Here is a 12914-nt window from a genome sequence, read left to right as displayed (position 1 = left end):
GACGTTCATATCGCCTCGCACATACCGAATGGGAACGCCGGCCGAAATCGCTGCGGCGGTGGCGTTCCTCGTGAGTGATGAAGCTTTCGTTCGTCACAGGCCAAACCCTGATCGCCGACGGAGGGCTCTCGATACTGGACTTCACTTCGCTTTCTCTTCTCGACCAGCGCGGTTCGGTGCTGTTCTCAGGCATGGTCGGCGACACTCCGTAGGCAGGTCTGAACCAGGCCGAAGCCGACCGATCTTTCCGATCGAATATCCGATGATCTGGTAGCAGGAGCGCGCTGCCGCCTGTGCCATACTCACCGGAGTACCAGTTTCGGGTTTCGCTGCTGCGGCTGAACGAACGGAGCCTACCCCGGACCTTCGCGCGCCGATTTTCTACTAGCTTCCCGCGAGCGACAACCCACTGGCGCGCTCGCATAACAGGGCAAGCAATTCGCTGCGCCGCGCTTCTGGCGTGTCGACGGGCAACACGAAACAAAGCGTCTTGTTGATGGCTCCGTTGCCGTCGCGGATGGGCGCGGCCATGCACCAAGTGAAGCGGTCGGCCAGAGCGGCGGTCTCGCTGAAACCTTGCTGGCGCGCCAGAGCGACATCGCCGAAGAACTCGGCTGGCGCAATGACACGGCCGTCTGGAAGCGTGTAGTCGCCAGGCGGAATGAAGTCCCGTATTTCCTGCTCGCTCATATGGCCGAGCAGCAGCCTACCGGACGCCGTCCACGGTATCGGCACCTCGACGCCGACATCGCTTGAAATCCGGAACGGGCCAGGCGAGTCCCGGCAATCAAGGACGACATATTTGGTCCCGCGCAGGCCGCACAGTTGGACGGTCTCGCCCGTCTCCGCGCCTAGTCTGTCTAGGGTTTCGATGATGCGCCGGTAATGGGCATTATGATGTGAGTAGGCCCAGCCGAACAGATGCATCGCCTTTCCGAAATAGACATAGCCTTCCGTCCCGACATTTTCGAGCATTTCGGCTTCCAGCAGGCTGTTGACGATTTCATAAGTGGTTGAACGCGGCGCGCCGATCATCTTGGCGATGTCGCCGACGCGCATCGGCGCGCGGTGCCGCAGAAGGGCCTCCAGTAGCATGATGACGCGGTCGATCCCGCGACGCCGTTCGCCATTGCGCGGCTCGGCGCCGGCTTCCGTTTCAATTAGACCAGTGACGCCATCGCTCATGTAGGCCGCACCCGCGCAAAAATCATTCGGCCCTCGTCTCAAGACGCTTGAAAGATGTCAAGGCTCAGTCTAGCATCCCGTTTGTCCGATATACAGGCCTACTGTCTGAAATATCGGACAATAACGAGCCAGGCGCAGAAAGTCCTGACGAGAAAAACGGGCGGTTTCCGATGCGGCAACCGGCGGGTTCTCTCGTCCCGATCCCGCACGTCCAGGCATAACTTCAGAAGGGAACAATCATGACGAAATCATCGTTTTTCGCGTCCGCCAGTGCCCTTTGCCTCGGCCTCCTCCTCAGCCTCGGCGCCGGTTCGCAGGCCAACGCCGCCGCTAAATGCATCAAGGGCGATCGCAAAGCGCCATATACGATCGGCTGGGCCAATATCTATTCAGTGCCGACCTGGATGAAGCAGACACAGGGCACGATCGAAGCCGAAGTCGAGACTTTGAAGAAGCAAGGCTTGGTCGACAAACTCGTCGTGACCGATGCCCAGGGCGACGCCAACGTCCAGATTCAGCAGATCCAGTCGATGATCGATTCCGATGTCGATGCCATCATCTTGATCGCTGGTTCGTCGACCGCGCCGGCGCGCGTGCTGGCGGACGCCTGCGCCAAAGGCATCGCCATCATCAACTTCGACAGCCTCGTCGATACCGACCAGGTGACCGCCAAGGTCAACACCGATTCCTCACAGTGGGGCGATCAGGCGGCCAAGTTCCTGATCGACGCCATCGGCGGCAAGGGCAAGATCCTCATCCTCAATGGCCCAGCCGGCGTTTCGGTCAGCGACGACCGGCGCAAAGGCGCCGATGCCGAGCTTAAGGCCCATCCCGATGTGAAGGTGCTTGCCGAGACGAACACGCCCTACAATGTCGCGCCCGCCCAGGAGGCCGTCACCAGCCTGCTTTTCGCCAACCCCGAAATCGACGGCATCCTGTCGCTGGGCGGCGCGTTGTCGGCGGGCGCCGTGCTCGCGCTCGACAAGCAGGGCCGCGACCAGGTGCCGATCACCGGCGAGAATGCGCGCCAGTTTCTCGAACTGTGGAAGGAAAAGGGCCTGAAGAGCTGGGCGACGATGCAGCCGAACTGGCTCGGCGCCTTCGCCACCTACACCGCCGTCCAGGCACTGGAGGGCGAGGATGTGCCGGCTTTCGTCAAGATCCCGTTGCCGGTGATCGACAATTCCAACATCGACGAATACCTCGCCCGGGCGAAGGATTTCCCGGCTGACGGTTACATCTATTCGCCGTACGATGAGGATCTATTCAAGAAGCTGCTGGCCCAAAAATAAGCCTGAAGGGTTGTAGCATTGACAACCACGGCTCCGCTTCTCGCCGCGCAGGGGGTGTCGAAGTCCTTTTTCGGCAACCCCGTTCTGCGCAACGTTTCAATCGCTCTCCAGCCCGGCCGCGTGCATGCACTGCTGGGCGAGAACGGCGCAGGTAAGTCGACACTGATCAACCTTTTGTCCGGCGCCTTGCGCCCGGACGGCGGGGCGATCGAGGTCGATGGGCGCCCGGTCTCGCGCATGACCCCCGCTAATGCGCGACAGGCCGGAATCGCCGTTGTCCAGCAGGAACTCAGCCTGACGACCAGCTTGTCCATTGCCGAAAACATCGGGCTCGGTGCCTATCCCAAGCGGTTCGGCTTGATCGACTACAACGAGCTTGCCGTCCGGGCCAGGGCCGCATGCGATCTTGTCGGGCTTTACGAACCGCTGTCTGCGCCGGTGGGGCACCTGTCCCTCGGCCGCCGGCAGATGGTGGAGATCGCCAAGGCGCTTTACCGCCGGCCGCGCGTGCTCATTCTCGACGAACCCACCTCATCGCTATCGGCAACTGAGACAAAAATCCTCACCGACCTGCTGGAGAGGCTTCGGGGCGAGGGCATCGCTATTCTCTACATCTCACACCGACTGAACGAGGTGATGGCGCTGTGCAAGCATGTCACCGTGCTCAAGGACGGGACCTGCACGGCGGACTGCTCGCTGGAAGGAACCGATGCCGCCGGGCTGGTACGGCTGATGGTCGGCCGCGACCCCGGCGATCTCTTTCCACGATGGCGGCCTTCGCCATCGCCGGCCGACGCCATCTCGGTTCGTAAATTTTCGGCCGGCCTGATGCGCGACGTCGATCTCGACATCAGGACGGGCGAGGTGCTTGGCATTGGCGGCCTGGTCGGGCAGGGGCAGGAAGATCTGCTGCTTGGCCTCTACGGCGCGATCCCCGCCAGGACGGTATCCGCGACCGTAAACGGTGTTTCGGGTTTGCCCGGCGGCGTGCCGAACGCCAATGCGCTCGGCCTCGCTTATGTCCCGGCTGACCGCAAGCGCGAAGGCCTGCACCTGATCCATCCCATCATCACCAATATGATGCTGCCCGCCTTCGCAAGGCTGCCGGCGCTGAAGCTGCGCAGTCGGCGTGCCGAGCGCGATATGGCAAGGGGTCTCGCCGCCCAGCTTGCCATCAAGGGCGACCTCGACCGCCCGGCACAGGCACTCTCAGGTGGCAACCAGCAGAAGGTCGCGCTGGCGAAATGGATGCCACACGAGCCGCTTGTGCTTCTCCTCAACGACCCGACGCGCGGCGTCGATGTCGAGACCAAGCGTGAGATCTACATGATGCTTCGCAAACTCGCCGCCGCCGGCAAGGCGATCGTGCTGCTCAGTTCCGACACACCCGAACTGGTGCACCTTTGCGACCGTGTCGGCGTGGTCCGCGAAGGCCGCATCGTGGCCATGCTCGAGCGCGAGGCACTGAGCGAGGAAGCCATCGTTTCCGCCGCAATGGGCGCCGAACAGCAGAAAGTTGCGGCATGAGCGCGGTCGCATCCTCAAGCCAAGCCGGCGCGCTCTACTGGCCGGTTCAGCTGCGCCGCAATGTCGGCGTGCGCAGCCTGTTCGCTGTGGTCCTGGCGTTCGTCATTGCTTACGGTTTCCTGTTTCCCGGCCTCTTGACAGCGTCCGGTTTCGCCAAATTCACCCAGAGCTGGTTTCCGCTGGCGCTGGTCGCCATGGCCCAGGCGATCCTCATGCTCACCGGCGGCATAAGCCTGGCCATCGGCGCCATGGTCAGCCTGGGCGCAGTGATCGCTGCGACGACGATGACTGGACCGCTGGGCGTAGCCGGCGGTGCCGCTGCGGTGGCGCTGACCGGTCTCGGCATCGGTGCCGCGATCGGGTTCATCGTCGTGAAACTTCGGTTGCCGGCGATCGTGGTGACGCTGGCTGGCTCCTTCATTATCGGCGGCGCTGCCCTGCTCATCCTGCCGAGGCCGGGGGGCGCCATACCCGAGTGGCTGTCGGACCTGCTTGCCGGCAACACGCCGGCGGCATTCGTGCTGCTGGTACTCATCGTGGTTTTGTGGAAACTCTATCTCGCCACGCCGCTTGGTTTGAGCATCTATGCTGCAGGCGAAAATCCCGTCGGCGCCTACCGCTCCAGCGTGCCGGTCGACGGTGCCCGGATCGCCGCCTACGCGATTAGCGGCCTGCTTTGCACAGGCGCCGGCCTGTTCATCGCCGCGCAAACCGGTTCGGGCGATCCAGTCATCGGCACGGCGTTCACGCTGAATTCCATAGCCGCCGCAGTGCTCGGCGGCATCGGTTTCCTTGGCGGCCAAGGTACCATGCGCGGCGCTCTTGCGGGCAGCCTGCTGCTCAGCCTGATGATCAGTGTCATGTTCTTCCTCGGCTTCACGCCGGTCGCCCAATATGTCGCCCAGGGCCTCATCATCATCGGGGCGGTCGCCATCCCGCAATTCCGCAAGGTGCAGCAATGACAGCACGGAAAGTCAGTGTGAGCGGCAGGCGCGCCGTGACGATTTTGCGCAGCCGGCCCTTCCTTACGATCGCTATAGTTGCGGCGGTATGGATCGCGGCGAGCTTCGCTTCACCTGGCTTCGGCGCTTATGGGCATTTGCGCTATTTGGTTGAATTGGGCGCGGTGGTCGGCCTGGTCGCGGCGGGCCAAACTTTCGTGGTGATTGCCGGCGGAATCGACCTTTCCGTCGCGGCGATCGTCACGGTTAGCGCTGTCAGCCTGCCGCTGCTTTCATGGCAGGCGGATCCGACAGGGCTCACCGCCGTTCTTGCAGTTCTCACGTTGACGAGCGCAATCGGTCTGGTGAACGGGCTGGGCGTGGCGCTGTTGCGCGTTCATCCAATGATCATGACGCTGGCGATGGCGACATTCCTGCAAGGTCTGCTGATCATCATCGCCGGCGGCAGTGCCGTGACCGCCGAGAACCCGCTGGTCCGCTGGCTCGGCAATGCGCGGCCGGTCGGTATTCCGGCAGGCGTGCTTTTGTGGGTGGTCATTTCAGTGATCGTTCTGACCACGATGCATGCGACATCCCTTGGCGCCCGGATATTCGCGATGGGCGCCAATCCGCTCGCCGCGGCGCTGTCCGGGGTTCCCGTCGCCTCGACCACGCTGGCGGTCTACGGCATCAGCGGCTTCTGTGCGGGACTTGCCGGTGTGTTGGTCCTCGGCATGAACGGACAAGGCTATGTCGGTATCGGCGATCCTTATCTGCTCGCCTCGATTGCCGCCGTGGTGCTTGGCGGCACCTCGATCCTCGGCGGGCTCGGCACCTATGCCGGCACCATCCCCGGCGCCATCCTGCTGGTTACGATCACGGCGCTGATCACCGTGGTCAACGCATCGCCTGGCTGGCGCAGTATCCTGTTCGGGTCGCTGATCCTGGGGCTGCTGCTTCTCTCAGGCAGAGAGCAGGCCCGCCGATGACATATCGTCCAGCCGATAAATGCGCCGTGCATTGCCGTAGAACAGTGCCGTCTGCTCGTCCGCGGAAAGCTCTCCTGCAATGGCCTTGAAGCTGTCATACACCGCATCGAACGATGCATGCAGGCCGGCGACCGGAAAGTCGCTGCCGAACATCGCGCGCCGCGTACCGAAACAGTCGATGCAATGCATGACAACCGACCTTAGGCTGTCGAGCGTCCAATCATGATCGTAGGCGACCAGATCCGATATCTTGATGGCGACGTTCTCGCGCTCCGACAAAAGCCGCAGCCCCTCGCGCCACACCCGCATTCCGTCCGCATCGCGATCGATCGGGCTGCCGCAATGGTTGAGAACAAAGAGCTGGTCTGGAAAGGCCGCTGCGAGGCGCGCCGCGCCGGTGAGCTGGCGCGGAAACACCATCAGGTCGAAAACCAGCCGGCGGCGCCCAAGCAGGGACAGGCCGGCACGCCAGGCCGGATCGTCCATGATGCCGTCGCGGGCGGCAAAACGACGGGCGGGATCAGGATCCCAGCTCAGTATGTCGCGTACGCCGACGACACGGTCGAATGCCGCCTGCGCCTGGACCAGCGCCGGCGCTTGGCGGTTCGCCAGAGGTACGTGAACGACGTAACGGGCGGCCACGCCGCGCGACTTGTCGAGGGTTTCAAGCCACCGCGTTTCACCCACGCAGTCATCCCCGGCCCAACCGGCTTCAATATGGACGGTGGCGACGACACTGTGCTGGCCGGCGTCGCGCAAATAATCTTCAGGAAGGTAGTTTCGCCGCAAGGGGCCAAGCTCGCCCAGACCGCCGCGTTCGCCAGCCGTGGGCGCGAGCCAGGGATGGCGGCCGAGGCCGAGATCCCACAGGTGATGGTGGGCATCGATGATCGGTCCGCAGTAACGCTTTGGCACGCATCTCTCTCATGGTGTGGCCGGCATCGGAAATCGATCCGGACTTCATCCTGCGAAAGCGAAAGGACTAGCATCGGATGACCGAAAACTCACCCGTACTGTCGCTCGCGACCCGTGAAAATTTCCTGCTCGACGATCGTATCCGCGGCGTTCCGCCTGGCACCCTCGGCCTGGACAGCAGCTTTGTCGCATCTGAGCGCTGGCATCCAGCGCATGGACGTATGTCGTTGCCGGTGTTGACCCTCGACGAGGAGGCCTTCATCGCCAATCGTGACCTGTTCTTGGGGTATGCGCGAGAACAGGGCGCCGTGATCGCCCCGCATGCCAAGACCCCGATGGCGCCGGACCTTGCCCGGTCCCTGGTCGAGGCCGGAGCATGGGGCACGACCGTCGCCGACATAAGGCAGGCCACAGTGATGCTCAGATCCGGGCTCTCTCGGCTGATCATCGCCAACGAGGTCGGCGGACCAGGTGGTGCGAACCGACTTGCTGTCCTTGTCGGCGCCTGGCCAAGCGCCGAGTTCTACGTTTTTGCCGACTCTTTCGACGCCGTGAATGCGCTTGCTGAAGCTTGGCGCGCCAATGCGACGCTGCCGCCATTGCGCGTGCTCGTGGAACTTGGTGCGGGGAGGGCAGGCGCCCGGACCACCGGCGAAGCCGAGGCGATCGCCGACGCGGTTGTAGCTGCCGGAGGGCGGCTGCTGATCGCCGGCGTCGCAGCCTACGAAGGTGCCGCGGCGCAAGCCGATCCTGGCCGTACCGATGAGGCGATATCCGCGCTGTTGGCAATGACAGCCGATATGTTCCTGCGGCTCCGCGCCCGCGTCGGCGGCGACACCCCGCTGATCGCCACCGCCGGCGGCTCGGTGTACTTCGACAAGGTGGTCGCAGCGCTTTCGCCCCTCGTCTCCAGGGACGGCAATGCCACGTTGGTGCTGCGCAGCGGCGCCATCTTCTTTCACGACCATGGCGTCTACGACAGGTCGCTCGGCGCACTCGATGCCCGCGACGGTTTTGCGATCGGCGGCGTCGGTGCTTCCGCACGAAATTCCTTCCATCCGGCTTTACGTCTTTGGGCCGAGGTACTGTCGCGGCCGGAGCCCGGCCTTGCTATCTGCGGTATGGGCATGCGCGACGTGTCGTTCGACCAGGGCTTTCCGAAGGTCGTGACCATCTTTCGTGCCGGCAAGCAGCTGCCGAAAGCGCGTGCCGAGGTCTTCAAGCTCAACGACCAGCACGCCTTCCTGACAATTGCGTCGGGCGACAATATTGCCGTTGGTGACGTCGTTGAATTCGGCATCTCGCACCCCTGCACCTGCCTCGATCGCTATCGCGTGATCTTCGGCGCCGACGCGGCCGGGTATGTCCGCCACGCCTTTCCTACCTATTTCGGCTGAGCAGATATCGCGGCCACTTCCAAAAAAGAGAACCTCGAAAGGATCTGATATGATCAAGTACTTCCAGTCCGGCTCCCGCATGTCTCAGGCGGTCGTCTATGGCGGCCTCGTGCACATCGCAGGCCAGGTGGCAGACGACCGCAAGGCCGGCATCGAGGGTCAGACGAGCGACGTGCTCTCCAAGGTCGAGGCGCTCCTTGTTGAGGCCGGCAGCAGCAAGTCGAGGCTAGTGGCGATCAACATCTTCCTGCCGCAGATCGCCGACTTCGATGCCATGAACAGCATCTACGATGCCTGGGTGGATCCTGCGCGCCTGCCGGCGCGCGCCTGTGTCGAGGCGCGTCTCGCCGATCCCGATCTCCGCATAGAGGTCACTGCGATCGCAGCTATCTGAGCCGCCGCCATGCACACCGGCCTCAGCCATACGCTCGACTTCGACCGGGACGGCAAGACACTCGGCCATCTCAGCATTCCGTTTTCGATCGACCGTTCGCCCTATTTCCAGGTCAAGGTCCCGATCTGCCTTGTCCGCAACGGCGAAGGCCCGTCGGTGCTTCTGATGGCCGGCAATCACGGCGACGAATATGAAGGCGAGCTGTCGTTGGCAAAGCTGGTGCGCCGGCTCGATCCCAAGCAGATCAAGGGTCGCGTCACCATCCTGCCGATGGCGAACGTGCCGGCGGTGATCGCCGCAAAGCGCTGCTCGCCACTCGACGGCGGCAATCTCAACCGCGCCTTTCCGGGCGACCCGTCAGGCACGCCAACAAGCCGGCTTGCCAATTTCCTGGAGATGGAACTGTTTCCCCGCCACGACGTCATCTTCGACATTCATTCTGGCGGCACCTCGATGGAGCATCTGCCGACCGCGCTTGTCGAGCACAATACCGATCCCGACCGGCACCGGCGCGGTGTGGAGCTAATGCGGACGCTCAGCATGCCCTATGGGTTCGTGGCCGACAACGGCCAGGCCTCACCGACCTCCATGGGTGCGGCGCGCCGGGCCGGCGCCATCGGCGTCAGCGGAGAGTTCGGCGGCGGTGGCACTGTCACGGTCGATACGATGGAGATTACCGCCCGCGCACTCGACGCCCTGATGGCCGCCTTGGGAGTGGTTGAGGCGCCGGTTCTTGCACCGGCAACCGGACCTTCGGCGCCGACGCGGCTTCTTTCGTTGTCTCGGCACAGTCAGGGCCTTTATGCCACAAGCCGTGGTTGGTTCGAGCCGGCAGTCAGGCTGGGCGACAGCGTGACTTCAGGCCAACTGGCGGGCTGGTACCACGACCTCGAACGACTCGACCTCGCCGAGCAAGCCCTGCACTTCCTCGAAAGCGGCATTGTGCTTTCGCGCCGGCTGCACACGATGTGCGAGGCGGGAGACTGCCTCATGCAGGTCGCCGAGCCGGTCGACTGATAAGAAGCCCTCCCGACCATACGCCCATATCAGGATCAAGACTGAGGATAACCGGATGCAACTGTCGATGTGGACCTATCCTTGGGATGTCCAGGATCTGGGCTTGGAGATGGTCGAGCGCGATCTTGTCGAGCGTGCCGGGCTCAACATGATCAGTCTGGCGACTTCGTATCACGCTGGCCGGTTTCTGCAGCCGCGCAGCCCGCGCCGGAAAGCCTATTTTCCGGAAGACGGAACCATCTATTTCAAGCCAGATGCGGCACACTGGGCCGACCTAGCCATCCAGCCCAAGGTGGCGAAGGTGATCATGGAAGGCGGCGATGTGCTTGGCGACCTTGTCCGCCGGCGCGAGGTGGGCGGGCTGGGCGTTTCGTGTTGGACGGTCTGCTTGCACAACACCCGGCTCGGCATGCTTCATCCGCAGGCCGTAACCCGCAACGCCTTCGGCGATGCCAACTACTACAATCTCTGCCCATCACATCCGGAAGCGCGCGCTTATGTCCGCGCGCTGATCGCCGATATCTCGCACAGCTACAGGCCGGACCGGATCGAGCTTGAAAGCCCGTCATTCATGGGCTTCGCCCACGAATACCATCATGAGAAAGACGGTGTCGGGCTGATGCCGGAAGACGATTTTCTGTTGTCGATATGTTTCTGCCCGTCCTGCCTTGCGCGCGCGGCCGAGGCCGGCGTCGACGGCGAAGTAGCGCGCAAGCTCGTCGGGCAATGGATCGTCGAGACCTGCGAGCGCGCCGTGCCCGAACGGCGCTTTCCAGACTTTCCGGGGAGCGGCCTCGACACTTTTTTGCCATGGCCGGAACTCCATGGCTACCTGCTGTGGCGGTTCGAACCGGTGACCAGCCTGGTCGCCGAACTGCGCGAGGTGGCCAATCCGGCGACCCGCGTTGTCATCATCGATTTGAAAGACGGTTGGCTTGGCGGCTGCGATCTCGCGGCGCTCGGCAAGGTCTGTGACGGGGCAATCCTGTGTGCCTACGACATGCAGCCCCGCGATGTCGCCAGCCTGATGGCGGCCGGACGCGCAGCCCTTGGCGTGAAAAAGTTCCTCGGCGCCGGCTACCGGCTGTTCTATCCGGAAATGGCCGGCCCCGACATCCTCACCGCCAAGGTCAAAGCTGCGATGGCGCCGGATGTCGACGGCATCAATTTTTACAATTATGGCCTTGTCCCTGCCGCACGCCTCGATTGGGTGAGTGCCGCAAGATCCGTTTGAAAAACCGATCCGTTGCCGCAGTCTGCTAGGACTGACCTCACTTTGCCTTGGAGCTTTATGAGCATGCCGGCTATTCGCTTCGGTCACATTGGCCGGCGGCGGCCGGACAAGCTGAAAGCATGGCGGTGACGGTCCATGCGGATCGAAGATCATACGCCGACCATATTGCTGCTTATACGCTTCAAAGTATACAAAATTCGATACGGAAAAGCGTATATTGAAATTTATCTGCGCGAGCGTATAATACCATGGCTAGAGAGGTATGCTGTGGACCAAATCGCCCGAACACCCAAGCAAATTGGAGATGCCGTCCGCCGGCAGCGTCGCAAGCTCCGCCTCAACCAGACCAATGTCGGGGACCAAACGATGCTGCGTCAGGCGACCATCTCGGCCGTCGAGAGTGGCGCGCCTGGGACCCAGCTCGGAACGCTTTGCGATATTCTCGCAGCGCTCGACCTCGAATTCGTCGTCCGCCCTCGTACCAAGGCAAAGCCGGCTGAGATCGAGGACATCTTCTGATGGCTCGTCCGCGGCAGCACATCCCGCTAAATGTCTTCTTGAACAGCCGTCTCGTCGGGCGGCTGAATAGACAATCCAGCGGCGCGATCGATTTTCAGTACGATCCGTCCTGGCTTGCTTGGGAGCACGCGCTGCCCGTCTCGCTATCACTGCCTCTGCGTGAAGATCGTTATATCGGTGCGCCCGTCATCGCCGTCTTCGACAATCTCCTGCCCGACAACGTCCCCATTCGCCGCCGTATGGCGGAGCGTGTTCATGCTCAAGGAATAGACGCTTACGACCTGCTTGCCGCTGTCGGGCGCGATTGTGTCGGCGCATTGCAATTCCTGCCGGATGGTGTCGAGCCAGGCCCCGCCGGTATTGTCAACGGCAAACCCGTTGACGATACCGAGATTGCTCGTCTTCTCCTCGATCTGGCATCGGCTCCCCTTGGGCTTGGCGAGGACGAGGACTTCCGGATCTCGATCGCTGGCGCTCAGGAAAAGACTGCGCTCTTGTTCTGGAAAGGACGTTGGTACAAGCCGCTGGCGACGACTGCCACGACGCACATCCTCAAACCACAGATTGGACGGTTGCCAAATGGCATCGATCTTTCCTTCAGCGTCGAGAACGAATTTTTCTGCCTCAAGCTGACAACCGCCCTAGGGCTCCCGAGCGCCGTCGTCGCAATCGAGGAGTTCGAAGGCAATCGCGTGCTCGCGGTCGAGCGGTTCGATCGCCGATGGACCAGTGACAATCGTCTCCTGCGTTTGCCCCAGGAAGACTGCTGCCAGGCCCTTTCTGTGCCGCCGTCACTGAAATACGAATCCGACGGCGGGCCTGGCGTTCCGGCTATCCTCAATTTGATGAAGGGAAGCGACCAACCGGAGGTAGACCAGGCTGCGGTTTTAAAGGCCGTGGTTGCCTTTTGGCTTCTCGGCGCCACAGATGGGCACGCCAAGAATTTTAGCGTCTTTCTTTCCCCCGGCGGCCGGTTCCGCATAACGCCGCTCTATGATGTGATTTCAGCGCAGCCCAGCCTTGATGCGGGACAGATCAAGCGCAACAAAATGAAACTGGCGATGGCTATTGGTGACACACGCCACTACCTCGTCGACAGCGTCATGCCACGCCATTTTATCCAGACCGCCGCCAAAGCAGGGATCGGTCCGAAACCCGTCAAGGCGATCTTTGATGAGCTGCGCCAACAGGCGCTAGCGGCGGTCGAACTGGTTTCTGCATCGCTCCCAAAGGATTTTCCTGCGGAAGTCGCTGATGCCATCGGCAATGGGGTCAGGGCTCGTGTACGCAGACTGGAAGAGGCGTGATGCTGAAAGTAGAGACGCAACGAGACTGATGTCGCCATTGCGACAACGCTCAAATGGTCTTCTTCAGCAGCAGCAGCAGCATCCAGGCGGCCACGGCCGCCGCTGCGTCGTCCAGATGATGCCGAACCCACCCCTTACCTTCTCATGCGCGATAGGATGGGCCAAGGTTTGACCACATCAAAAAAACCGGAAAGCAA

The 12914-nt window shown here is 62.4% G+C and carries 13 protein-coding genes; 11 read left to right on the top strand and 2 right to left on the bottom strand.

Annotated features, from left to right (window positions below; translation table 11 throughout):
- Positions 1 to 74: 74 nt before the first annotated feature.
- Positions 75 to 212: a hypothetical protein gene (locus tag NKH33_RS21715; protein WP_352921376.1), complete on the top strand. Its 138-nt coding sequence runs from the start codon at positions 75 to 77 to the stop codon at positions 210 to 212.
- A 172-nt stretch (positions 213 to 384) separates the two neighbouring features.
- Here NKH33_RS21715 and NKH33_RS21710 read toward each other — a convergent pair whose 3' ends face one another.
- Positions 385 to 1185, bottom strand: a complete 801-nt coding sequence (locus tag NKH33_RS21710) for an IclR family transcriptional regulator (RefSeq protein ID WP_352470926.1) — start codon at positions 1183 to 1185, stop codon at positions 385 to 387.
- A gap of 239 nt (positions 1186 to 1424) precedes the next feature.
- Between NKH33_RS21710 and NKH33_RS21705 the strand changes: the two genes are divergently transcribed.
- From NKH33_RS21705 to NKH33_RS21690, 4 genes are read left to right on the top strand one after another with little or no spacing between them, the layout of a single operon-like run.
- Positions 1425 to 2477: an ABC transporter substrate-binding protein gene (locus NKH33_RS21705; protein ID WP_352470927.1), complete on the top strand. Its 1053-nt coding sequence runs from the start codon at positions 1425 to 1427 to the stop codon at positions 2475 to 2477.
- A gap of 18 nt (positions 2478 to 2495) precedes the next feature.
- Positions 2496 to 4004 (top strand): sugar ABC transporter ATP-binding protein, encoded by a 1509-nt coding sequence (locus NKH33_RS21700; protein WP_352614870.1) that lies wholly within the window; start codon positions 2496 to 2498, stop codon positions 4002 to 4004.
- The gene (locus NKH33_RS21695) at positions 4001 to 4966 is read left to right on the top strand and encodes an ABC transporter permease (RefSeq protein ID WP_352503472.1); all 966 of its coding nucleotides are present in this window, start codon (positions 4001 to 4003) and stop codon (positions 4964 to 4966) included. Before NKH33_RS21700 ends, NKH33_RS21695 begins: the two co-directional genes overlap by 4 nt.
- Positions 4963 to 5934, top strand: a complete 972-nt coding sequence (locus NKH33_RS21690) for an ABC transporter permease (RefSeq protein WP_352470930.1) — start codon at positions 4963 to 4965, stop codon at positions 5932 to 5934. Before NKH33_RS21695 ends, NKH33_RS21690 begins: the two co-directional genes overlap by 4 nt.
- On the opposite strand, the gene NKH33_RS21685 is transcribed toward NKH33_RS21690, so the two are convergent.
- Entirely contained in the window at positions 5908 to 6849 is a 942-nt protein-coding gene (locus NKH33_RS21685) for an amidohydrolase family protein (RefSeq protein WP_352503470.1), read from the bottom strand. The genes NKH33_RS21690 and NKH33_RS21685 overlap by 27 nt on opposite strands.
- Positions 6850 to 6926: 77 nt before the next feature.
- Here NKH33_RS21685 and NKH33_RS21680 point away from each other — a divergent pair, with 77 nt between their 5' ends.
- From NKH33_RS21680 to NKH33_RS21655, 6 genes are all read left to right on the top strand, one after another.
- A complete protein-coding gene (locus NKH33_RS21680) occupies positions 6927 to 8246 on the top strand; it encodes a type III PLP-dependent enzyme domain-containing protein (protein ID WP_352683806.1) in 1320 nt (439 codons plus the stop codon).
- A gap of 49 nt (positions 8247 to 8295) precedes the next feature.
- Positions 8296 to 8640, top strand: a complete 345-nt coding sequence (locus NKH33_RS21675) for a RidA family protein (protein WP_352470933.1) — start codon at positions 8296 to 8298, stop codon at positions 8638 to 8640.
- Between the two features lie 9 nt (positions 8641 to 8649).
- Entirely contained in the window at positions 8650 to 9657 is a 1008-nt protein-coding gene (locus NKH33_RS21670) for a succinylglutamate desuccinylase/aspartoacylase family protein (protein WP_352470934.1), read from the top strand.
- 55 nt (positions 9658 to 9712) lie between these two features.
- A complete protein-coding gene (locus NKH33_RS21665; protein ID WP_352921374.1) occupies positions 9713 to 10891 on the top strand; it encodes a hypothetical protein in 1179 nt (392 codons plus the stop codon).
- Positions 10892 to 11026: 135 nt separating this feature from the next.
- Positions 11027 to 11410 (top strand): helix-turn-helix domain-containing protein, encoded by a 384-nt coding sequence (locus tag NKH33_RS21660; protein ID WP_502899609.1) that lies wholly within the window; start codon positions 11027 to 11029, stop codon positions 11408 to 11410.
- Positions 11410 to 12717 (top strand): type II toxin-antitoxin system HipA family toxin, encoded by a 1308-nt coding sequence (locus tag NKH33_RS21655; RefSeq protein ID WP_352470936.1) that lies wholly within the window; start codon positions 11410 to 11412, stop codon positions 12715 to 12717. Before NKH33_RS21660 ends, NKH33_RS21655 begins: the two co-directional genes overlap by 1 nt.
- Positions 12718 to 12914: the final 197 nt, after the last annotated feature.

Origin of the sequence: Mesorhizobium sp. M1182, assembly GCF_040318335.1 — a bacterium.
Taxonomy (GTDB): Bacteria; Pseudomonadota; Alphaproteobacteria; order Rhizobiales; family Rhizobiaceae; genus Mesorhizobium.
This window is presented reverse-complemented; position numbering and strand designations above follow the sequence as displayed.